This is a genomic window from Tsukamurella tyrosinosolvens, assembly GCF_900104775.1.
GTDB lineage: Bacteria > Actinomycetota > Actinomycetes > Mycobacteriales > Mycobacteriaceae > Tsukamurella > Tsukamurella tyrosinosolvens.
Genome location: NZ_FNSA01000003.1, coordinates 523,665 through 545,153, shown reverse-complemented (window position 1 = coordinate 545,153; position 21,489 = coordinate 523,665). Strand labels below are relative to the sequence as shown.

The 21,489-nt window shown below is 73.0% G+C and carries 23 protein-coding genes; 2 read left to right on the top strand and 21 right to left on the bottom strand.

Translation table 11 applies throughout. The features are described from left to right. Positions 1-72 precede the first annotated feature (72 nt). The 14 genes from BLW32_RS03960 to ftsH form a co-directional block, all read right to left on the bottom strand. Complete coding sequence (locus tag BLW32_RS03960; RefSeq protein ID WP_068523676.1) at positions 73-417, bottom strand: histone-like nucleoid-structuring protein Lsr2; 345 nt, start codon at positions 415-417, stop codon at positions 73-75. Positions 418-601: 184 nt separating this feature from the next. Continuing rightward, positions 602-2,374: a lysine--tRNA ligase gene (gene lysS / locus BLW32_RS03955; protein ID WP_068740734.1), complete on the bottom strand. Its 1,773-nt coding sequence runs from the start codon at positions 2,372-2,374 to the stop codon at positions 602-604. Between the two features lie 36 nt (positions 2,375-2,410). Further along, positions 2,411-2,785, bottom strand: coding sequence for a rhodanese-like domain-containing protein (locus BLW32_RS03950; protein ID WP_068523672.1), 375 nt, complete (start codon positions 2,783-2,785; stop codon positions 2,411-2,413). Positions 2,786-2,948: 163 nt separating this feature from the next. Continuing rightward, positions 2,949-3,779 (bottom strand): type III pantothenate kinase, encoded by an 831-nt coding sequence (locus BLW32_RS03945; protein WP_068523670.1) that lies wholly within the window; start codon positions 3,777-3,779, stop codon positions 2,949-2,951. Beyond that, positions 3,779-4,186: an aspartate 1-decarboxylase gene (gene panD / locus BLW32_RS03940; protein WP_068523667.1), complete on the bottom strand. Its 408-nt coding sequence runs from the start codon at positions 4,184-4,186 to the stop codon at positions 3,779-3,781. The genes BLW32_RS03945 and panD overlap by 1 nt, the downstream gene beginning before the upstream one ends. After that, positions 4,186-5,079, bottom strand: coding sequence for a pantoate--beta-alanine ligase (gene panC, locus BLW32_RS03935; RefSeq protein ID WP_068740733.1), 894 nt, complete (start codon positions 5,077-5,079; stop codon positions 4,186-4,188). The genes panD and panC overlap by 1 nt, the downstream gene beginning before the upstream one ends. After that, complete coding sequence (locus BLW32_RS03930; RefSeq protein ID WP_068740732.1) at positions 5,076-6,038, bottom strand: Rossmann-like and DUF2520 domain-containing protein; 963 nt, start codon at positions 6,036-6,038, stop codon at positions 5,076-5,078. The genes panC and BLW32_RS03930 overlap by 4 nt, the downstream gene beginning before the upstream one ends. Positions 6,039-6,148: 110 nt before the next feature. Next, complete coding sequence (locus BLW32_RS27370; protein WP_156486387.1) at positions 6,149-7,405, bottom strand: DUF6779 domain-containing protein; 1,257 nt, start codon at positions 7,403-7,405, stop codon at positions 6,149-6,151. Positions 7,406-7,441: 36 nt separating this feature from the next. Continuing rightward, positions 7,442-7,969 (bottom strand): DUF3180 domain-containing protein, encoded by a 528-nt coding sequence (locus tag BLW32_RS03920; protein WP_068740730.1) that lies wholly within the window; start codon positions 7,967-7,969, stop codon positions 7,442-7,444. Then, positions 7,966-8,454 carry a 2-amino-4-hydroxy-6-hydroxymethyldihydropteridine diphosphokinase gene (gene folK / locus BLW32_RS03915; protein ID WP_068523657.1) on the bottom strand — a complete coding sequence of 163 codons (489 nt, stop codon included), beginning with the start codon at positions 8,452-8,454 and terminating at the stop codon, positions 7,966-7,968. Before folK ends, BLW32_RS03920 begins: the two co-directional genes overlap by 4 nt. Next, positions 8,451-8,831: a dihydroneopterin aldolase gene (gene folB, locus BLW32_RS03910; protein ID WP_068740729.1), complete on the bottom strand. Its 381-nt coding sequence runs from the start codon at positions 8,829-8,831 to the stop codon at positions 8,451-8,453. The genes folK and folB overlap by 4 nt, the downstream gene beginning before the upstream one ends. Position 8,832: 1 nt before the next feature. After that, positions 8,833-9,642, bottom strand: a complete 810-nt coding sequence (folP, locus tag BLW32_RS03905) for a dihydropteroate synthase (protein WP_068741208.1) — start codon at positions 9,640-9,642, stop codon at positions 8,833-8,835. A gap of 26 nt (positions 9,643-9,668) precedes the next feature. Next, positions 9,669-10,265 (bottom strand): GTP cyclohydrolase I FolE, encoded by a 597-nt coding sequence (folE, locus tag BLW32_RS03900; protein WP_068523654.1) that lies wholly within the window; start codon positions 10,263-10,265, stop codon positions 9,669-9,671. Next, entirely contained in the window at positions 10,265-12,703 is a 2,439-nt protein-coding gene (gene ftsH / locus BLW32_RS03895; protein ID WP_068740728.1) for an ATP-dependent zinc metalloprotease FtsH, read from the bottom strand. The genes folE and ftsH overlap by 1 nt, the downstream gene beginning before the upstream one ends. A 159-nt stretch (positions 12,704-12,862) precedes the next feature. On the opposite strand from ftsH, the gene BLW32_RS03890 reads away from it, so the two are divergent. After that, positions 12,863-13,426, top strand: coding sequence for a DUF2628 domain-containing protein (locus BLW32_RS03890; protein WP_231857319.1), 564 nt, complete (start codon positions 12,863-12,865; stop codon positions 13,424-13,426). Positions 13,427-13,522: 96 nt separating this feature from the next. Here BLW32_RS03890 and BLW32_RS03885 read toward each other — a convergent pair whose 3' ends face one another. Genes BLW32_RS03885 through dacB form a run of 5 tightly spaced genes read right to left on the bottom strand, consistent with a single transcriptional unit; the run spans position 13,523 to position 18,732 of the window. Continuing rightward, positions 13,523-14,833 (bottom strand): amidase, encoded by a 1,311-nt coding sequence (locus BLW32_RS03885; protein WP_068740727.1) that lies wholly within the window; start codon positions 14,831-14,833, stop codon positions 13,523-13,525. Beyond that, positions 14,830-15,396 carry a hypoxanthine phosphoribosyltransferase gene (gene hpt, locus BLW32_RS03880; RefSeq protein ID WP_068524691.1) on the bottom strand — a complete coding sequence of 189 codons (567 nt, stop codon included), beginning with the start codon at positions 15,394-15,396 and terminating at the stop codon, positions 14,830-14,832. Before hpt ends, BLW32_RS03885 begins: the two co-directional genes overlap by 4 nt. Continuing rightward, a complete protein-coding gene (gene tilS, locus BLW32_RS03875; protein WP_068740726.1) occupies positions 15,393-16,346 on the bottom strand; it encodes a tRNA lysidine(34) synthetase TilS in 954 nt (317 codons plus the stop codon). Before tilS ends, hpt begins: the two co-directional genes overlap by 4 nt. Then, positions 16,325-17,356 carry a zinc-dependent metalloprotease gene (locus tag BLW32_RS03870; RefSeq protein WP_068741206.1) on the bottom strand — a complete coding sequence of 344 codons (1,032 nt, stop codon included), beginning with the start codon at positions 17,354-17,356 and terminating at the stop codon, positions 16,325-16,327. Before BLW32_RS03870 ends, tilS begins: the two co-directional genes overlap by 22 nt. A gap of 5 nt (positions 17,357-17,361) precedes the next feature. Further along, a complete protein-coding gene (gene dacB / locus BLW32_RS03865) occupies positions 17,362-18,732 on the bottom strand; it encodes a D-alanyl-D-alanine carboxypeptidase/D-alanyl-D-alanine endopeptidase (RefSeq protein WP_068740725.1) in 1,371 nt (456 codons plus the stop codon). A gap of 107 nt (positions 18,733-18,839) precedes the next feature. On the opposite strand from dacB, the gene BLW32_RS03860 reads away from it, so the two are divergent. Beyond that, on the top strand, positions 18,840-19,343 hold the full coding sequence (locus tag BLW32_RS03860; protein WP_068523642.1) for an inorganic diphosphatase: 504 nt from the start codon (positions 18,840-18,842) through the stop codon (positions 19,341-19,343). 75 nt (positions 19,344-19,418) lie between these two features. Here the strand turns inward: BLW32_RS03860 and BLW32_RS03855 are convergent, their stop codons facing one another. Next, on the bottom strand, positions 19,419-20,093 hold the full coding sequence (locus BLW32_RS03855; RefSeq protein ID WP_068523640.1) for a hypothetical protein: 675 nt from the start codon (positions 20,091-20,093) through the stop codon (positions 19,419-19,421). A 35-nt stretch (positions 20,094-20,128) separates the two neighbouring features. Continuing rightward, positions 20,129-21,439, bottom strand: coding sequence for a tRNA-guanine transglycosylase (locus BLW32_RS28055; protein WP_269451233.1), 1,311 nt, complete (start codon positions 21,437-21,439; stop codon positions 20,129-20,131). Positions 21,440-21,489: the final 50 nt, after the last annotated feature.

The window sequence follows — 21,489 nt, the reverse complement described above, 5'->3', positions numbered from 1 at the left end:
CGCCGTGAGCGAAACGGCCCCGGATACGACTCACCCCGGCGCACCGGGCGCCGGGGTGAGGTCGAGGTGCCGTCAGTTGGCGGCGTTGTACGCGTCGATCACGTCCTGGCTGATGCGGCCGCGGTCGTTGACCTTCATCCCGGACTTGCGGGCCCAGTCGCGGATCGCGGCGCTCTGCGAGCGGTCGATCGGCGTGCGGCCACGCGGGGCGGCGAGCGCGCGGGTACCGCGCTTACGGCCGCCGGCACGCCGGGCGTTCGCGACCCATTCCTCCAGGGACCCGCGCAGCTTCGCGGCGTTCTTGGTCGACAGGTCGATCTCGTACGTGACGCCGTCCAACCCGAATTCCACGGTCTCGTCAGCGGTCTGCGTATCGTCCACGTCGTCGACCAGCGTAACGGTGACCTTGCGCGCCATAGTATTGGCCCCTTCTCGAAGTAATGATTCCATTGGTCGTTCAAATCGAGTGTATACACATCAATCGTATTGATTCGATTCGAACATCGCCGAAATCTGTCGCAATCGGGTAACGATCACGACGGGGACCACGCGGAATTCCGGCGAAACGCGCGAGTGACGCGCTATTCGCCGATACCCGGTACTACCCGGGCTGCACCAGTGAACGGACCCGATCCGCGCCGATCGCGAGTAGCAGTGTGGGCAGGCGGGGACCGGTATCGCTGCTCACCAGGAGGCGATAGAGCAGAACGAAGAATGCGCGCTGGGCGGCGGCCAGCTCCTTATCGCCCTTGACGATCTGATCCGCGCCGAGCCCGCGCTGCACCTTCGCGACGCCGTACACCTGGTGGGTGATACCCGCGAGCGACCAGTCGTCCTCGAGCCGGCCCAGCCCCGCCGGGGCGGGGGTGCCGGACCCCTCCAGGAGCAACCGCAGGCCCTCGCGCTGCTCGTCGGTGAGGGACGCCAGGAGCTCGGCGTCCGGCTCGCTCCGCACGACGGTGCGCTCCTCCGCCGGCATCTGCTCGGCCACCCAGGCGGTGGCGCGGTCCAGACGGGGCCGCAGGGGGGCCAGCGCGTCGAGCGGCTGGTCGGGCTCGAGGGCCGCCAGGATCCGCAGGGTCTGCTCGTCGTCGCCGGTGGTGATGTCGACGACCGAGGCCAGCGTCTTGTAGGGCATCGGGCGCGACGTCAGCGGCAGCTCGCGGACCTGCTGCGACGCCGTGTCCAGCACGGATGCGGCCCGCGCGTGCGCGGCGATGTCGCCGGGCTGCGCCTTGTCGCCCCCGATCTTGCGCACCAGCGCGTCCCACTCGTCGTAGGTGCGGGGCAGGTCGCCGTCGAGCGCCACGTCGAAGGACTGGTTGGGCTTCTTCCGTCCGTACAGCCAGCGCAGCAGCGGCGGCTCGAGGTAGCGCAGCGCGACCGCGGCGGTCGGCACGCCGCCCTTCGAGGACGACATCTTCGCCATGCCGCGGATGCCGACGAAGGCGTACATCGGACCGAGGGGCCGCTTCCAATCGAAGATCGGCGCCACGTCCTTGCCCACCGCGAACGACGAACCGGGCGATTGGTGATCGACACCGGACGGCTCGAAAGTGATCTTCTCGAAAGCCCAGCGCATCGGCCAATCGACCTTCCACACCAGTTTTCCGTCGGTGTGATCGCGAAGCACCACCGTTTCGGTATGACCGCAACGGCAAACGTACGTGAGATCCGTCGTTTCGTCGTCGTACGCCGTTACGGTGGTGAAATCGGTCCCGCAAACGGAGCAGTAGGGCTTGTACGGGTAGTAACCCGAATCACCCGAGCCGTCCGCGTCCTCCGCTGCACCCGACGCCGCATCGGCGCCGGATTCCGTGTCCGTTTCCGCCGCATTCTCCGGCGCCGCGGGCGTTTCTCCGCGATCGAGCGTCCGATAACGCTCCAGGATCGCGTCAATGCGCCCGCGCTGCGCCATCGCGTGCAGCACCTGATCCGAATACGCACCAGAGGTGTACATCTGCGTCTGGCTGATTCCGCGGTACTCGACGCCCAGATCCTCCAGCGCGCCCTGCAATTCGCGACGGAAATGCTCGGCCCAGTTCTCCGCATCGGAGCCGTGCGGGGCCGGGACGCGCGTCAGTGGTTTACCGATGTGCTGTTCCCAGGACGGATCGACGCCGGGGACGTTCGGGACCTTGCGGAAGCGGTCGAAGTCGTCCCAGGAGATGATGTGCTCGACCTGCAGCCCGCGGCGGCGCAGCTCGTCGGCCACCAGGTGCGGCACCATCACCTCGCGGAGGTTGCCCAGATGGATCGGGCCCGACGGGGAGATCCCCGAGGCCACCTTCACGGGTGTCCCGTTCCGCTCGGCGAAGGCCACGGCCTCATCCGCGAGGCGGGAGACCCAGTCGTCCAGGGGTGCAGTAGTCACGGGCCGTCATTCTACCGGCGGACCGTCGACGCGAGTTCAGGCCTCGTGGGCGGCGAACTGGGCCAGCGCCCGCTCGTAGGCCTCGGAGGAGCCGGTGCGGCCGGAGCCGGGCGCGATGCCCAGGGCGAGGGCCCGGAAGCCACCGTCGACCGACGAGGCCTGCACGCCGCGGTCCCGCAGGCGCGTGGCGATGGCGGCGGCGGTGGCGCCGTTGCCGCTGACCAGCAGCCAGTGGGCGTCGGGACCCGCGGCGGCGAGGCTGGTGGGGAGGCCGGGGACGAGCCGCGCGGCGACGGCCGCGGCGTCGAGCGCGACGGCGCCCGGGAGGATGCCGTCGCGGTTGCGCTCGGACTGGTCGCGGACGTCGACGACGATCTGGCCGGCGGCGGGGGTGAAGTGCACGGGGTGCATCGGGGAGTCTCCAGGAGGGAGGCGGAGCGCGCGGTGAACGCGTCCGGGCAGCGGAAGGGGGCCGGGTTCCTAGCGGACCCGACAACACTCCATGCAGCTGCGCACCTGGCTCATGACAGCGAAGCTAGCACCCCGCCACGGGCGGCGGCAAGGGTTGCGATCATCAGTGACGCGAATCCCGGGCACGCTTCTCCCGCTGCGCCCGGTTGGCGCTCTCCCGCAGGTACACGGCCCGCAGGCCCTGCAGCGTGAGATCGGCGCGGTGGTCGGTGACCGTCGAGCACTCGGGCGCGATGCCCTCGTCGAAGCCGCCGGTCGCGACCACCCGGGCCCCGGGGACCACGTCGAGCGCCCGGCCGACGAGCGCGTCCACCATGCCCGCGAAGCCGTAGATGATGCCGGACTGCAGCGCCTCGACGGTGTTCTTCCCGACCACCGACCGGGGCGCGACCAGCTCCACGCGGCGCAGCGCGACGGTCCGCTCGGCGAGCGCGTCCAGCGCGCTCCCCACGCCGGCGGCGATCGCGCCGCCGAGGAATTCGCCCTTGGCGCTGACCACGTCCACCCGCGTCGACGTGCCGAAATCGACCACGACGCAGGGCGTACCGGCGCCCCGGCCGATCAGCTCGAAGGCGCCGGCGGCGTTGGCGACGCGGTCGGTGCCCACCTCGCGCGGGTTGTCCACGAGCAGCGGCACCCCGGTCTTCACGCCGGGTTCGAGGATCACGTGCTCCGCCGCCGGGTAGTAGCGGGGCATCACGGCGCGCAGCGAGCGCAGCAGCTCGGGCACCGTCGACAGCACGCTGACGCCAGTGACCCCCGCGGGGTCGACGCCCGCGCCGGTGAGGAAGCCGTTCAGGATGAGCGCCAGCTCGTCCGAGGTCATCCGCGGGTCGCTGCGCAGCCGCCAGGTGCCGAGGAGCTCCTCGCCCTGCGCGGACGCGAACAGCCCGACGGTGACCGAGGTGTTGCCGGCGTCGATCGCCAGCAGCACTAGACGCGCCCCGTGACCAGGCCGTAGCCGTCGGGCACGTGCGCCGCGTCCGTGGTCAGCTCGACGGGCCTGTTGGCGGAGTCGACGAAGACGACGCTGGGCGCGTAGGTCTTCAGCTCCTCCTCATTCAGCTGGCCGTACGCGATGAGGATGACGATGTCGCCCGGGTTGACCAGATGCGCGGCGGCGCCGTTGATCCCGATGACGCCGCTCCCCCGCTCGCCCGCGATGGTGTACGTCTCGAGGCGTGCGCCGTTGGTCACGTCGACGATGGCGACCTGTTCGCCCTCGAGGAGGTTCGCCGCGTCCAGCAGGTCGGCGTCGACGGTGACCGAGCCGACGTAGTGCAGGTTCGCCTCGGTGACGGTGGCGCGGTGGATCTTGCTGGTCATCATGGTGCGCAGCATTACTCCGCCTCCTCCAGGAATCCGGTGCCGATGGCGATGCCCACGTTGTCGAGCAGGCGGGTCGTGCCGAGCTTGGCAGCCACCAGCAGCCGGCCGTCGCCCTTCTCCGGCGCGACGCCCAGGTCGGGCGCGCGCAGCTCCAGGTACTGCACCTGGATGTCGGGCCGCGAGGCGAGCACCTCGTTCGCGGCGGCCAGGATGGCGGGCTCGCCGCCCTGCGCGGCGTAGGCGCCGGCGAGCAGCGCCGCCGAGAGGGCGGTCGCGGCCTCGCGCTCGGCCTCGGAGAGGTAGACGTTGCGCGAGCTCATCGCCAGGCCGTCGGCCTCACGGACGGTGGGGACGCCGACGATCTTCACGTCCATGTCGAGGTCCGTGACCATCTGCCGCACCAGCACGAGCTGCTGGTAGTCCTTCTCGCCGAAGTAGGCGGTGTGCGGCCGCACGATGTTGAGCAGTTTGTTGACGACGGTGAGCATGCCCGCGAAGTGCGTCGGCCGGCTGTCCGCCTCGAGCCCGACGCCGGCGGGGCCGGGCTGGATCGTGGTGCGCGGGCCGTTCGGGTACATGTCGGCGGCCGACGGCGCGAAGACCAGCTCCACGCCCGCGGCGCGCAGCTTCTCGACGTCCGCGTCCAGGGTGCGCGGGTAGGCGTCGAGGTCCTCGTTCGCGCCGAACTGCAGCGGGTTCACGAAGATCGAGACCACGACGACCGCGCCGTTCAGCTTCGCGGCGTGCACCAGCTCCAAATGGCCGGCGTGCAGCGCGCCCATGGTGGGCACGAACGCGATCTGCCGGCCGGTGGACTTCAGCGCGCCGGTGACCTTGGTCAGTTGCGCCGGATCGTGGTGCACCGTCAGCTGACCGGGGGTGTACGGACGGGTGGGTGCGCTCATCGGTTTTCCTTCTCGAGGACGGGGTCGATCATGGCTGAGGTTCCGGATTGGGCTGCCGCGCGCCGGGATTGGGCGCGGTAGGCGTCGGTGATGGCGGGCTCGACGGCGTCGATCGCGGCCAGGTGGCGGGTCACGGCCGCGGCGTCACCGCGGGCTGCGGGCCCGGTGAGTGCGGACGGTCCGCGGGCGAGCGCGTTCTCGAGGGCTGCGCGGGCCAGCGGCGCGAGCACCCGCTCGGCCAGCGCGTCGACGGAGCCGCCGCCCAGGAATTCGGGATCGTCCAGGCCGACCCCGCCGGCGAGGGCGGCGCGCAGCGCGACGACGGCGTCGTCGACCAGGGCGACCAGGTGGTTCGCGCCGTGTGCGAGCGCCGCGTGGTACAGCGGCCGGGCCGATTCCGGGACGCGCACGGGCTCGGCGCCGATCTCGAGCGCGAGGGCCTGGCCGACGGCGTGGCCGATCTCGTCGGCGGCGGTGATGCCGACGCAGCAGTCCGCGAGCCGGGCGGTGTCGTCGGGATCGTCGACGAAGGTCATGGCGGGGTGGAACGCGATGGTGGTGCAGCCGAGCCGCGCGAGCGGTGCGAGCACCGCGACGCCGAGCGCGCCGGAGGTGTGCAGCACGATCGCCGACGGATTCACGCGGTCGGCGAGCTCGTCGACCAGCGCGGGGAGCTGGGTGTCCGGCACGGCGAGGATCAGGAGCTCGGCCTTCTCGGCGATGACGGCGGGGGCGTCGACGCGGGCCTCGGGCAGGCGGAGCGCGGCGCGGTCACGGGAGCGGTTCGACGGTGCGGACGCGGCGGTGACGATGTGGCCGGCCCGCTCGAGGGCGGCGCCGAGGGCGGTGCCGACGCGGCCGGCGGAGATCACGCCCACGGACAGTCGCGCGGGGGTGGGGGGATTGGGGATGCCCGCCAGCTGATCCACAGCATCGGGCGAGTCCGAGAACTCGGGCATGGGCGTACGCCTCCAGGGGGTCGTTCCAGTCCCGCGTCGCGGGTACCAGACGGTCACCGAAAGGCTATGCCCGTGCAGGTGGCGCGAGCAACGACGTGTGAGCTAGATCATCACTCCGGCTTGCGGCGGCGGCCGCCGCCGGAGCGCTCGGTGTCGGCGTTCATCCGCGCGATCAGGTCGGCGACGGTGCTGCCGGACGTGTGCTGGCCGGCGTGACCGCTCTCCACCTGCTGTTCCTCGCGGTCCTCCGGCGCCTGCTGCGGCGGGGTGCGCTGCTGATCCTGCGCCCACGGCCGGCCCTGCGGGCCCGACGCCGCGGGCCCCTGCTGCGGACCGCCCGGGAACTGCTGGCCCTGGTACTGCGGGGCCTGCGGCGGCGCGGACTGGAACGGGGAGTACGGCGCCGCCGGAGGCGTCGACGGCGGGGTAGCCGGGGCGTCCGGCGTGTACGGGCGGGGCGGCAGCGGCGAGCGGTACCCGGACTGCGGCGCGAGCGGCACGAAGGGCTCGTCGTCGCCCGCGACGTGGTCGACGTGCTCGACGTCGACGGGCGGCTGCGAGTCCGGGGCCGTCGCGGCGGCGGGCGCGGCGGGAGCCGCGGGCGCCTCGTCCGTGACGACGTGGAAGACGGTGGTCGGCGACTCCTCCTGCGGCCGGTCCGCGGCGGGATTGCTCGCCGGGCCGGACGGCACCGTCGGCCCCGAGGGACCGGGCGGGACGGGCGCAGCGGGCACGTCGGTCACGGTGGCCTCGTCGATCGGCTCGTCCGCGACGGACGCGGCGCCGTAGTAGTCGTCGACGGCGGCGTCGGGCTCGGGCACGCCCGCGAAGTCCTGCTGCGCGCGGAACCGGTCGTCGTCCTCGAAGACGGACTTGGCGCGCTGGGCGTCCAGGGCGCGCTGCTCCGCGGCGGCGTACAGCTCGGTGTACGACGGGCCCAGGTCGCGGCCCAGGAGCTCCTCGAGGTTGGCGCGCAGGGCCAGGACCTCGGCCTTGAGGGCGGTGAGTTCCTCGTTCGACTCGGTCTTGAGTTCGGCGCGGATGTCGCGCTCGACCTGCAGCTCGTACTCGCGGCGCGCGCTGATCTCCCGCTCCAGCTGCAGCCCGTAGACGGTCTTGAGGCCGCTCTCCTTCGACTCGGCGGCGCGCAGGTCGCGCGAGTAGCGCGCGATGAGGAAGGCGGCGATGACGAGGCCCCAGACCAGCAGGATCAGCGAGACCAGGCCCCAGCGGCGGTCCTCGGAGAAGACCCACATGCCGGTCCCGACGACCGCCAGCAGGATCACCGCGCCGAGCATCCACTGCCCCGCACCCGAGGAACGTCGCGGGACACGCTTTCGTGAACTCGGGATAGGCGGTTGCGTCATATCCGCGACCTTACCTTTTACCTGAGGTCTGATTCCTCAGGCTGGCGATGTGTCAGCGGGCTGGTCGTCGGGATCGTCGGGTGTGCGACAGCAACGCTCGAGCCACAGCGCGGCGGCCAGGAGCAGGACCGCGCCGGCGGCGCCGATCCACGCGCCCGGACGGTCGGCGTGGGTGGCGGTCAGGCTCGCGCCCTCGGTGAGGAGGAAGACGAGCATGCCGCCGAAGAAGCCCAGGGCCACGGCCCCGAGGTAGGCGGACGCCTTGGCGAGCGCCACGGCGCGGGCGACCGCGATCGGGTGGATCCGCCCGGGCCCCCAGCCGACCTCGCCGCGGCTCAGCCGCGAGCGCACGAGCTGCGCGATGTACAGGTCCGCCGCGGCGACGCCGTACAGCAGCGCCCCCGCCCACACGGGGACCACCGGCACGACGTTGCGCACGAGGAGGTACGAGCCGAGGCCCACGCCCAGCACGATCACCACCAGCTCGACCCAGCCGGTCGCGCGCACCGTCGGGCCGCCCGGCTCCTCGGGCTCGCGGTCCGGTCCGTTCGACGGTCCGCTCACAGGCGCGTCACCTCCGCGGTCTCGTCGGCGGGCAGGGCCCGCAGCAGGTCGTCGACGGTGCCGCGCCCGGGCAGCTGCGCCGCCGGGTCGGCGTCCCGCCAGGGGACGAGCACGAAGGCGCGCTCGTGTGCGCGGGGGTGCGGCAGGGTCAGCTCGGGATCGTCGGAGAGCACGGGCTCGTCGCCCTCCCACACGGCGATGACATCGACGTCCAGCGTGCGCGGCCCCCACCGGACGTCGCGGACGCGCTGCGCCGCGGCCTCCCGCTCGCGGGCGAAGGCGAGCCAGCCGGCGGCGTCGCGGGCCGGGTCATCGACGAGGACGGTCGCGTTGACGAAGTCGTCCTGCTCGACGCCGCCCCACGGCGGGGTGCGGTACAGCGCCGAAGCGCGGACCAGCGCCGGGCCGAGGGCGTCGATGGCCGCGCGGACGGCGACGTCCGCGGCGCCGAGATTCGCGCCGAGCGAGAGGACGGCGCGGCTCACGGCACACTCCGCGCGCCGGAGCGGGACCGTCGGGCGATCACCGCGACGTCGGCGAACGACAACGGGATCGGGGCGGACGGCTTGTGCACCGTGACCTCGACGGCGTACACCTTCTCGTCGGCCGCGATGTCGTCGGCGATCTCCGCGGCGACGGTCTCGATGAGGTTGCGCGGCTCCCCCGCGACGATGTCGTGGGCGCGCTGCGCGAGCGCCCCGTAGTCGACGGTGTCGTTCAGGTCGTCGGACGCCGCCGCGGGCCGCGAGTCGACCCACAGCACGAGATCGACGACGAACTCCTGCCCGTCGCGGCGCTCGTGCTCGAAGACGCCGTGGTTGCCCCGCACCCGCAGGCCGGTGAGCTCGATCCGGTCCGCCATGTCAGGCACCGCCTTTCGTCCAGGCCTCGGTCACGGCGATGGCGTCCGCCGTCGACCGCACGTCGTGCACGCGCACGCCCCACACGCCGGCCTGCGCGGCGAGCGCGGAGACGGCGGCGGTCGCCACCTCGCGGCCCGCGGGTTCGCGGCCGCCGAGGAGCTCGCCGAGGAAGCGCTTGCGGGAGGCGCCCACGAGGACCCGGAAGCCGGTGTCCTGCAGGGTCGGCAGCCCGCGCAGCAGCGCCCAGTTGTGGGTCGCGTTCTTCGCGAAGCCGAGGCCCGGGTCCAGCACGATCCGCTCCGGGGCGATGCCCGCGGCGATCGCGGCGTCCGCCTGGTGCAGCAGCTCGTCGCGCACCTCGGCGACGACGTCGTCGTACTCGGTGATCTCGTGGTGGATGCCGGCCCACATCGGTCCCGGCGCGCCGGGCGAGGGCCGCCAGTGCATGAGGATCCACGGGGCGTCCGAGTCGGCGACGACGCGGGTCATGTCCGGATCGGCCCGGCCGCCGGAGACGTCGTTGACGATCGCGGCGCCCGCGTCGAGCGCGGCGGCGGCCACGGAGGCACGCATGGTGTCGACGGAGACGGCGATCCCCTCGGCGGCGAGCGCCGAGATCACGGGCACCACGCGGTCCCGCTCGACGTCGGCGGGCACGCGGTGCGCGCCGGGCCGGGTCGACTCCCCGCCCACGTCCACGATCGCGGCACCGTCGGCGACGAGGTCCCGCGCCCGCGCGACGGCGGCCCCGGGGTCGAGGTAGCGGCCCCCGTCGGAGAAGGAGTCGGCGGTGACGTTGACGACGCCCATGATGAGCGTGCGGCCCGGCTGCTCCGTCACCGGCGCAGGATCAGCTCGAGTGCCTCGGCGCGCGAGGTCGCACTGTCCTTGAAGGCGCCGCGGACCGCCGACGTCGTGGTGCTCGCGCCGGGCTTGCGGATGCCGCGCATCGCCATGCACAAGTGCTCGGCCTCGATCACGACGATCACGCCGCGGGGGTCGAGCTTGCGGACCAGCGCGTCGGCGATCTGCGCGGTGAGCCGCTCCTGCACCTGCGGCCGCTTGGCGTAGAGGTCCACGACGCGGGCCAGCTTGCTCAGGCCCGTGACCCGGCCGCTCGTGCCGGGCAGGTAGCCCACGTGCGCGACGCCGTGGAAGGAGACGAGGTGGTGCTCGCACGTCGAGTACATGGGGATGTCCTTGACCAGCACCAGCTCGTCGTGGTCCTCGCCGAACGTGGTGTTCAGCACGTCGTCCGGGTCCGTGTGCAGCCCACCGAACATCTCCGCGAAGGCCTTCGCGACCCGCTCGGGGGTCTTCTGCAGGCCCTCGCGGTCCGGGTCCTCGCCGACGGCGATCAACAGTTCACGGACCGCGGCGGCGGCGCGCTCGTGATCGAACGGGGCCACTGCGGCCCCGCTGTCCTTGCCCATCAGCTCTCGCTCGATCGGTCCGGGCCGGACTGCTCCCCGCCCTGCCGACCGTCCTCGCCCGGGGCCTGCCCCTGGGGCTGCTGGCCCTGCGGCGGCTGACCCTGCGGGGGCCACCCGGGCGCCGACCAACCCGCGGGCGCGCCGTAGTCGGGGCGGCTGCCCTGCTGCGGCGGCTGCTGGCCGTACTGGCCCTGCGGCTGGCCGCCGTAGGACCCGGGGGCCGGGTACTGCGGGCCGGGGTAGGCCTGCTGCCCGCCCCACTGGTAGCCGGGCTGGCCGTAGGCGGGCTGGGGCTGGCCCTGCTGGCCGTAGCCCGACGGTGCGCCCGGCGTGGGCCAGGGCTGTCCGGTCGGCGCGGGCACACCCCACTGGCCGTTCTGCCCACCGTGGCCGTTCTGCGCGGGCTGGGCGGCGGCGAGGGCCGCGGCCTTCTCCTGCTCGGCCTTGCGGCGCTCGGCCTCCTCGTCGACGGGCGGCCAGGGCTCGCCCTTCTCGATCGCGATCTCCTTGGGAGTCTTGATCGGCGGCTTGGTCGACGGGACGCGGCCGCCGAAGTCGTCGAACTGGGTGATCAGGGGCCGCTTCTCGACGGACTCGAAGATCCGCTCGAGATCCTTGCGGACCAGCGTCTCCTTCTCCAGCAGCTCACCGGCGAGGACGTCGAGGACGTCGCGGTACTCGGTGAGGATGGCCCACGCCTCGGTGTGCGCGGCCTCGATGAGCGAGCGCACCTCCTCGTCGATCTGCGCGGCCACGGCGTCGGAGTACTGCGCCCCGCTGCCGAATCCGCGGCCCATGAACGGGTCGCCCTCATCCTGCCCGTACTTCACGGCGCCGAGGCGCGCGCTCATGCCGTACTCGGTGACCATCGCGCGGGCGATCTTCGTGGCCTGGTCGATGTCGCTCGACGCGCCCGTGGTGGGCTCGGCGAAGACCAGCTCCTCCGCGGCGCGGCCGCCCATGGCGAAGATCAGCCGGCCGATCATCTCGTTGCGGGTGTACATGCCCTTGTCGTTCTCGGGCACGGCCAGCGCGTGGCCGCCGGTGCGCCCGCGGGCGAGGATGGTGACCTTGTACACCGGGTCGAGGCTCTTCGTCGCCCACGCGGCCAGGGTGTGCCCGCCCTCGTGGTACGCGGTGACCTTCTTCTCGTGTTCGGAGATGATCCGGTTCTTGCGGCGCGGTCCGCCCACCACGCGGTCGACGGCCTCCTCGAGCGTGGGCGCCGTGATCACGGTGCCGTTCTCGCGCGCCGTGAGCAGCGCGGCCTCGTTGACCACGTTGGCCAGGTCAGCGCCGGACATGCCGGGGGTGCGCTTGGCCAGGCCGTCGAGATCGGCGTCGGGCGCCAGCGGCTTGCCCTGGGCGTGCACGCGCAGGATCGCCTTGCGGCCGGCGATGTCCGGGTTCGTCACGGGGATCTGCCGGTCGAAGCGGCCCGGGCGCAGCAGCGCGGGGTCCAGGATGTCGGGCCGGTTGGTGGCCGCGATCAGGATGATGCCCTGGCGATCGCCGAAGCCGTCCATCTCGACGAGCAGCTGGTTGAGCGTCTGCTCGCGCTCGTCGTGGCCGCCGCCCATGCCGGCGCCGCGCTGGCGGCCGACGGCGTCGATCTCGTCGACGAAGATGATGCAGGGGCTGTTCTCCTTGGCCTGCTCGAACAGGTCGCGCACGCGGGAGGCGCCGACACCGACGAACATCTCGACGAAGTCCGAGCCGGAGATCGTGAAGAAGGGCACGCCCGCCTCGCCCGCGACGGCGCGCGCGAGCAGCGTCTTACCGGTGCCGGGCGGGCCGTAGAGCAGCACGCCCTTGGGGATCTTCGCGCCCAGGGACTGGTAGCGGGCCGGGTTCTGCAGGAAGTCCTTGATCTCGTACAGCTCCTCGACCGCCTCGTCCGCGCCGGCGACGTCGGCGAAGGTGGTCTTGGGCATGTCCTTGGTGAGCTGCTTGGCCTTGCTCTTGCCGAAGCCCATGACGCCGCCGCGGCCGCCGCCCTGCATGCGGTTCATGAGGAAGAAGAACAGGCCGACCAGCAACAGGATCGGGAGCAGGGTGAACAGGAGCATCGAGATCCACGGCGATTCCTGCGTCACGTTCGTGGTGTACGTGACGGGCTTGCCGTCGGGGTTCTGCGCGTCCTGGACGAGGCCGAGGATGTCGCGCGAGGTGCCCGCGGGGTACTTCGCGAAGACCTTCGTCGACCCGTCGGTGCCGTTCTCGCCGTCGACGGCCTTCGCCAGCGTCACGCGCAGCGTCTGCTCGCGGTCGTCGATCTGGACGTCGGTGACGTTCTTCGCCTCGAGCTGCTGCACGACCAGCGAGGTGGACGCGGGCTTGTAGTCGCGGTTGCCGCCGCCGACCATGGTGAACGCCCAGACGAGCAGGACGAATCCGGCGATGATCGCCAGCGTGCGGATGAGTGATTTCCGTTTCATATGGCTTCGCCTCGCGGCTCGTCAGTCCTTCTTCTTCCGGCGCGCGGCGGGCCGCGCAGGGTCGACTTCCCAGGTTACCGTGCAACGCCGCGGCCGAGCCGGTCGCGTGGGTGCGCCCTGAGCGAACAACGCCCGATTCGCGAAGATTAAGCTGCTCCGGTGACCGACAACAGCGTCCCTCCCCCGTACCCCACCGGCCCGCAGGATCCGCAGAACCCGTACGCGCAGCAGCAGTACGGACAGCAGCCCTACGCGCAGCAGCCGTACGACCAGACCGCCTTCGGCCAGCAGCAGCCCTACCCCGGTGGCCCGGTGCCCGTCGACGTGCCGGAGCGCTGGCGCAGCCGCTTCGAGTTCTTCGGCCGGTACGGGCAGCCGGCGTCGTCGCCCGAGGCGGCCGCCGCGTTCAAGCAGCTCCCCTTCGGGCAGCGCTTCCGCCTGGGCTTCAACGGTCCGGCCTTCTTCTTCGGCCCGATCTACTACGCCATCAAGGGTCCGTGGCGGAAGGGCGTGAGCCTGTTCGGGATCGCCGTGGTGATCAGCCTCCTGATCAGCCTGGTCGAGATCGCCCTGGACATGACCTTCCCGCCGACCGCCTACGGCGTCGCGATCGGCCTGCTCTACTCGAGCGTCGCGAACTGGGCGTACTTCCTGCACGTCGCCCGCGGCAGCACCAGCTGGAACCCCTTCGAGGGCACGCCGCTGATCCGCAAGCGGACCTGACCCGGATGGACACATCTTTCGAACCGTTCTGCGACGAGAACGCGCGGTGACGTCGCAGAACGCTTCGAAAGATGTTCGCTCCGACGAACCTGATCCTCAGACCTCGATCTTCGCCGCCAACGCCAGCAGGTCCGCCTCGCCGCCGGGCCGGGCGACGAGTTGCACGCCCTCGCCGAGGAAGGGCACCGTCATCGCGGGCCAGCCGACGAGGTTCCACAGCGGCGGGAACGGCGCGTAGGCGAGGCTCGGGATCGCGCTGGCCGCCCAGGGCAGCTCGGCGTAGGGCCGCGCGGGGGCGGGCCGCCGGGCCAGCGCGGGCGTGACGAGCACGTCGACGCCTTCGGCCGCGAAGAACCGCTCCAGGGTGCTCTCGAGGCGTGCCGCATCGGCGGGCCGGACCAGGCCGCGGCGCGCGACGGCGCGGCCGAGCGCGGCGTGCCGACGGGTCCGGGCCTGCAGCAGGGCCGGATTCGCGCCGCGCGCGACGATGTCGTCGGCGTCGGTCGCGGCGGCCTCCGCCCAGCGGGCGAGCAGCGGGAGCGGCGAGGCCGGGTACGGCACCTTCACGTCGCGGACCGCGTGCCCGCGCTCGGCGAGCCGGTCGGCGGCGCCGCGCACGGCGCGCGTGATCGCGCGCGAGGTGAAGGTCAGGGCCGTGGGCCGGTTGAGGCCGAGTCCCACGCGGAGGCCGGCACCGTCGCCGATCGTCGCGAGCTCGGGGCGCTCGGCGAGGACGGAGAGGCCCAACGCCGCGTCCTCGACGGTCCGCGTCATCGGCCCGTTCTCGGACATGCCGAACCAGTTCGTGGGCCCCAGCTGCGCGGGTACGACGCCGCGGCCGGGCTTGATGGCGACGATCCCGGTGCACGCGGCGGGGCCGCGGAGCGAGCCGAGGCCGTCGTTGCCGTGCGCGAGCGCGACGTGGCCCGCGGCGACGACGGCCGCGCTGCCGCCGGAGCTGCCGCCCGCGGTGCGGCCGGGCCGGTGCGGATTGCCGACGATCTCGCGGGCGTCGTCGGTCATGGCCCACAGGCAGAGCTCGGGGACGCGGGTGAGACCCACCACGACGGCGCCGGCGGCACGCAGCCGCTTCACGACGGGGTGGTCCGCCTGCTCGACGGGCAGGCCCGCGCCGCAGGCCTCGGAGACCCCGTCGAGCATCCGGTGGCCGGAGACGGCGACGTTGTCCTTGATCGCGATGGGCACGCCGGCCAGCGGGAGCGAGTACCGGTCGGGCCGGGTGTCGACGGCGGCGGCCTCGGCGAGCGCCTGCTCGGGGCGCAGCACGCGCCAGCCGTGCACCGCGTCGTCACCGATGCGGGCCAGCGCCTGGCGGGTGGCGTCGACGGCGGTGAGCCGGCCCGATCGCACCCGCTCCGCGGTGGCCGCAGCGGTGAGCAGGGTCATTCGCTGTAGACCTTGGGCTCCAGCACGCCGATGTACGGCATATCGCGGTAGCGCTCGGCGTAGTCGAGGCCGTAGCCCACGACGAACTCGTTGGGGATGTCGAAGCCGACCCACTTCACGTCGACCTCCACGCGCACCGCGTCGGGCTTGCGGAGCAGCGTGACCACCTCGAGCGAGTTGGGCTGCCGCGTCGCGAGGTTGCGCAGCAGCCAGCTCAGGGTGAGGCCGGAGTCGATGATGTCCTCGACGATGAGCACGTCGCGGCCTGCGATGTCGCGGTCGAGGTCCTTGAGGATCCGCACCACGCCGGAGCTCGACGTCGACGAGCCGTAGCTGGAGACCGCCATGAACTCGAGCTGGGTGGGCACGGGCAGCGCCCGGGCCAGGTCGGTGACGAACATGACCGCGCCCTTGAGCACGGTGATCAGCAGGAGGTCGGTCTCCCGATCGCCGTACTCCTCCGCGATCTGCGCCGCGAGTTCCGCGGTCCGCTGCTTGATCTGCTCCTCCGAGAGGACCACCGAGGCGATGTCTCCCGCGTACAACTCACCAGTGCCGTTCACCACGCTCTCAGAATGCCACCTGCCCGGTGCACCTGCAGCCGCCGCCCCGCACTTCCGCCCGGGATCGCCGTCGGCCCCTGCCCGTGCCAGTCGGTGACGAGGGCGTCCACGGCCGCGAGATGGGCACCCGTCAGCGCCCGTGCGCCGCGGCTCGCGAGCCACATCCGGAGGGCCCGGATCCGCAGGGCGGCAGGCAGTCCCGCGAGCTCCTCCACCGGCAAGTCGGGGCCCGACGGTGCCGGCGCGAGGCCGTCGAGCGCGTCGTTGTCGGCGCGCAGCGAGGCGGCGGTGCGGGCGAGCGATTCGGCCACTCCCCCGCCGAGGACGTCCTCGAGGAGCGGCAGCACCTCGGTGCGCACGCGCACGCGGGTGTACCTCGGGTCGAGGTTGTGCGGGTCCTCCCACGGGGTCAGCCCGAGTTCCGCGCAGGCGGCGCGGGTGTCGGCGCGGCGCACACCCAGCAGCGGCCGCCCGTACGGCGCCGCCCAGGCCACCATCCCGGCGAGTGACCGCGCGCCGCTGCCCCGGCCGAGGCCCAGCAGCACGGTCTCCGCCTGGTCGTCGAGCGTGTGCCCGAGCAGCACCGGGGCGCCGTCGCGGGCCGCGTCCAGCGCCGCGTACCGCGCGGCACGGGCGGCGGCCTCGGGTCCACCCGGGCCGCTGACCGCGACCGTCAGCACCGTCGCCCGCGCGCCCAGCTCGCGCGCCGTGGCCGCCGCCCGTTCGGCGACGGCGGCCGAGCCCTCCTGCAGCCCGTGGTCGACGGCGAGGGCGACCACGTCGAGCCCCTCGGCGAGCGCGCCGGTGAGCAGGGCGAGCGAATCGGCGCCGCCGGAGAGCGCCACGGCCACCGTCGGGCCCGATCCGTGGGCGGTCCGCCAGGCCCGGACCGCGTGCCGCACCCGCAGCGCCGCCGGCCCGGGGCGGTTCACAGGACCCGGGCGATCCATCGTTGCGGCTCGTCGAGCTCGTCGGGCAGCGGGAGCGTCTCGGGGCCGGTCCACACGCGGTTGAACCGCTCCATGCCGACCTCGGCGATGACGGCGTCGACGAACTTCTTGCCGCGCACGTACTGCGCGATCTTGGCGTCCATGTCCATCAGGGCGCGCAGCAGGCGCTGGAACGGGTTCGACGGTGCCGCGCGCCGCCGATCGAACGCGGCGCGGATGGTCGCGACCGTGGGGATCACGTCGGGCCCGGCGGCGTCCATGACGTGATCGGCGTGGCCCTCGAGCAGGGTGCCGAGCATGAGCAGCCGCTCGACCGCCGCGAACTGCTCGGGCGGGGCGGCGATCTCGAGAACGCCGATGATGCCGCTGTGCCGCCCGTCGCCGGACAGGGCCTTCCGCGTGCGGCTCAGGAGGTCGCCGACGGAGCCCGCCCCGCCGACCCCGGCGAGCGCGGCGACGTTCTCCCGCATGTAGTCCCGCAGCCACGGGTTCGCGGCGAACTGGACGCGGTGAGTGACCTCGTGCAGACACACCCACATGCGGAAGTCCTCGGGGTGCAGCCGCAGCGCCCGCTCGACGGCGAGCACGTTGGGCACCACGAGCAGCAGCTCACCGCCGTCGACGCCGAAGGGGTCGTACTGGCCCAGAACGGATCCGGAGACCATCCCGAGCATCGCGCCCGCCTGCACGCCCGCGAGGCGGGCGCCGAGGCCGGGGTGCCGCGCGTTCTCGGGCTCGATCAGCGCCTCCATCGACCGGGCGGCCGCGGAGACCCACTCCCGCCGGTCCACGGTGCGCGCGGGAGGCACCGATCCGGGGGTGACGAGTCCGGTGACGCGCAGGACGTGCTCCTCCGCGGCGGCGGCGTCCGCGAGCAGTTCCTCGGCGGCGCGCCGCCGCGTGTAGGCGGTGGTGGCCGGGCCGTCGCCGAGGACGCGCACGACGCGGCGGCCGGACGCGGCGGCGACCGCCCAGTCCACCTGCGCGCGTACCGTCTTCGGCTCGTCCATGGCGATCAGCGGCACCCGCAGCCGCGGAGCGCGGCGGTCACGGCGTCCATGGCCGGCCGCGCCACGTCGACCGGCGTTCCGGAGGACATGAGCGTGAAGGTGAGGACGGCACCGTCGCGCCCGGGGACGTACCCGGCGAGCGTCGAGACGCCCGACAGACTGCCGGTCTTGGCGCGCACGTAGCCCGCGCCGGGCCGGTTGACGGTGGTGTACCGGTCGGCGAGGGTGCCGGTCGCGGCGGCGACGGGCAGCAGGTCCAGCAGTGGCCGCAGCTGCGGCTTGCCGTTCCCGGCCGCGGCGGTGACGATGCCGTCGAGCACCGTCGCGGGGATGCGGTTGGCGTTGGACAGGCCGCTGGTGTCCGAGAGCTCGACGCCGGTGAGGTCGAACCCGGCGTTCCGGAGCGCGGCGACGACGGCGCGGGCGGCACCGTCGAAGGAGGCGGGCTGGTTCGTGGCGATCGCCACCTCGCGGCCGATGGCCTCGGCGAGCACGTTGTCGGAGTGCACCAGCGCGTCGTGCAGGCGGGTGCTGAGCGGGGCGCTGCGGACGGCGGCGAGTTGCGGGGCGCCCTGGGGCGCAGTGCCCTCGACGACGGCGGTCGGCGGAAGGCCGAGTGCGGTGGCCAGCGCGCGGCCGGCGGTCAGCGCGGGGTCGGTGACGCGGGGCGAGTAGTCCTCGGCCGGCCGGATACGGCCGGAGTCGGCGATGAGCGACTGCAGCGGCGTGATGTCGCCGCCGGCGATGTCGGCGCGCTCCCAGCCACGGGCGAAGTCGGTGCCGGTGAACAGCGAGGTGTCGACGACGATCTTGGTGATCGGCGTTCCGGCGCGGCGGAGCTGCGCGGCCAGGTCCGCGATCTTCGGTGCATCGGTGAAGAGCGACTGCCCGCCCGCGCGGAGCGTGGGATCGCCCGCGCCGACGAGGACGGCTTCGCCGGGCACCGTGCCCGCGACCACGGTCGTGGTGATCCGCTTGTCGGCGGGCAGGGTGAGCAGCGCGGCGGCCGCCGTGAGCACCTTGGTCGTCGACGCCGGGGTGCGGGGGCGTGTGGCGTCGCGCTGCCACAGCACCTGCCCGGTGCCCGCGTCGGCGATCACGCCGGTGAAGTCGCCCAGGTCGGGGTTGCGCAGGGCCGCCTCGATCTGGGTGGTGACCCCGGCGGCGCTGGGGGCGACGGTGCCCGCGACCTGCGCGATCGCGGGGCGGTACGGCTGTTCGACGGGGCGCTGCGGCACCGTGTCCGCGACGGCCTGCCGGTCCCGGTAGACGCCGTAGCCCAGAGTGGCTGCGACGGCGCCGCCGACGACCAGCGCCAGCACGACCACGGTGATCGCGAGGCGCAGGAGGGTCCGTCGAATCCGCGAGCGTCGCACCGCACCACCCTAACGGCAGCCCGGAACCGGGAGCGGAGTGAGCGGGTCGGACCGGGTTCGCAAAGGGTATCCTCGTCGTGCATGGTTGACGCGAGCGAAGGGAAACAATGAGCGTCGAATTCGAGGTCACCGTCGAGATCGCCAAGGGCTCGCGGAACAAGTACGAGGTGGACCACAAGACCGGTCGGCTCAAGCTGGACCGGTATCTGTACACGGCCTTCGGCTACCCCACCGACTACGGCTACATCGAGGACACCCTGGGTGAGGACGGCGATCCGCTCGACGCGCTCGTGCTGCTGCAGGAGTCGGTGATCCCCGGATCGCTGGTCGACTGCCGCGCCGTCGCCATGTTCAAGATGGAGGACGAGAAGGGCGGCGACGACAAGGTGCTCGTCGTGCCCGCCGGCGATCCCCGCTGGGACTCGGTCCAGGACATCGGCGACATCGACAAGTTCGAGCTGGACGCCATCGAGCACTTCTTCGTCCACTACAAGGACCTCGAGCCCGGCAAGTTCGTCAAGGGCTCGACGTGGGTGGGCAAGAAGGAGGCCGAGGAGGAGATCGCCCGGTCGATCGCCCGCGCCGAGACCGCCGGGTCCGACGCGCACTGACGCTCTGAAACAGACGGAAGCGGCGGCGAGGATTCCTCGCCGCCGCTTCCGTCTGTCGGGGTCACCCGGCCGGAGTCAGAGCTTTCCGGCGACGCGCCCCAGGATCTCCTCGAAGCCGGCCTGGTCGATCTTCCCGTCGGCGCCGGGGTTGGCGGTGACCATCGCGACCACGCCGCCCTTGCTGAAGTAGGCGGTGCGGGCGCCGGCGGACTGCCCGCCGATGGTGCGGGTCATCTCGAGCACGAAGCCCGTGCCGCCGACGTTCGCGGGCAGGTCCTTCCGGACGGCGGTCTGAGTGAGCGAGTCGCCGTACTTCACCGTCGCGCACTCACCGGTACCTGCGGCCTCGAAGACCTCGAGGCGGGCGGAGCCCGGCAGCAGCGTGACGCCGTAGACCGCGGCGGCGTCCTTCGCGAGGTTCTGCTGGACGCCGAACTTGATCGTCTCCGCCACCTCCTGCTGCGCGGCGACGTTCTTGTCCTTGCAGCCCGCGGGCGTGATCTCCGCAGCCTGCACCTGGCCGACGGAGTTCAGTGCGCCCTTGAAGGCGTCGTCGGGGGACGCGGTGGTGAGCGTCAGCCCCGCCGGCAGGTCCGCCTGGACGAGAGCCTTGGACGGTACGTCGACGTCCGGTGCGGCGGACGACGGTGCCGCCTCGTCGCCGCCCCCGCCGCAGCCGGCGAGCAGGAGGCCCGACGCGGCGAGCGCCGCGAGGATGCCGAGGGAACGGGTCGGGTCACTGCGGCGCAACGGCTTTCTCCTGCCGATCGGGGTAGCGGATCGGGCTAGACCTTACCGAACCGCCGCAGGAACGACGCGGAGAAGGCCGGGTAACCCCCGTCGCGGATCGCGCGGCGCGCGGCCCCTGCCAAGGAGACGAAGAAGTGCTCGTTGTGCAGGGTGCACAGCGTCACGGCGAGGCCCTCGTTCGCGGCGAAGAGGTGGTGCACGTAGGCGCGGGTGAAGGCGTCGGTCCGGTTGGTCCCGCCCGGCCGTCCCTCGGCGGGGTCGAGCGGCCGGAAGTCGGCGCGCAGGGCGGGATCGGTGACGTCGAGGACGCCCGCCGAGGTGTAGACGCGGCCCTCGGCGCCGGCCCGCGCGGGCTCGGTGCCGTCGAGCAGGTCGACGCCCGCCTCGATCGCGGCCAGGAGGTCCTCGGGGCCGGTGATCCCGCCCAGGTAACGCGGGCGGTCCGTCTCGAGCTCGCCCACGGCGGCGCACAGCAGCGCGGTCTCGTGCGCGGGGGCGCCGACGCCCTCGATCCGGTAGCCGCCGAAGCCCAGTCCGCCGGCGCGGCGGTCCTCGTCGGCGAGCCTGCGCAGCGCGCGGGCCGCGGACCGTCGACGCTCGGGGTCCGCGCCGCCGGTCACCACGGCCCACAGCGAGAGGGCGTCGTGCCGGTCGGCGGTCTGCCAGGCGTGCTCGGCGAGCGCGCGGCGGGCCCACCGCTCGGTCCGCGCGGGATCCTCCGGGTCGGCGAGCGCGAAGGCGACGTCGAAGCCCATGCGGTGCGCGAGGCGCACCGTCTCCTCGGGGTCCCAGCGGTGCGGCGAGCCGTCGAGGCGGCCGCGGAAGGCGATGCCCTCGTCGGTGATCCGCGTCTTGCGCTGCTCCGCGACGGCGGCGACGCCGGTGTCGGCGATCGTGGGTGCCGCCCACGCCATGGCGGCGCCGATGCCGCCGGCTCCCTCGATGACGTCGACGCCCGGCTGCAGGTACAGCTCGTGCAGGTCGACGGTCAGCGCGACCGCGCCGAGGCCGGTCAGCTCGCGCGGGGTGAGGCCGGCGATCGCGCCACGGCTCGCGACGGGGATGTACGCGGGCGTCGCGATCTCGCCGCGGGGCAGCACCATCCGGCCGGACCGGGCCCCACCGGGGCCCGTGGCCTCGACGGCGAAGCGGACGGGGTCGGTAGTGCCGGAGGCGCGCAGCCGCGTGTTGCCGGCGATCGCCCGGTAGCCGGTGCGCAGATCGGCGAGTTCGGCGGCGAGCGATGCGTTCTGGGCACGCAGCTCGTCGATCTCGGAGCGGGAGGCCGCGGCCTGCTCGGGCGTGGGCGACGGCGTGGGGACGGGGCCGGTGGGCGGTTCGGTCACGATGTCCTCCGTCGCTGCTGTGCCCGCCACGGATTCCGCGGCGGCGCTGA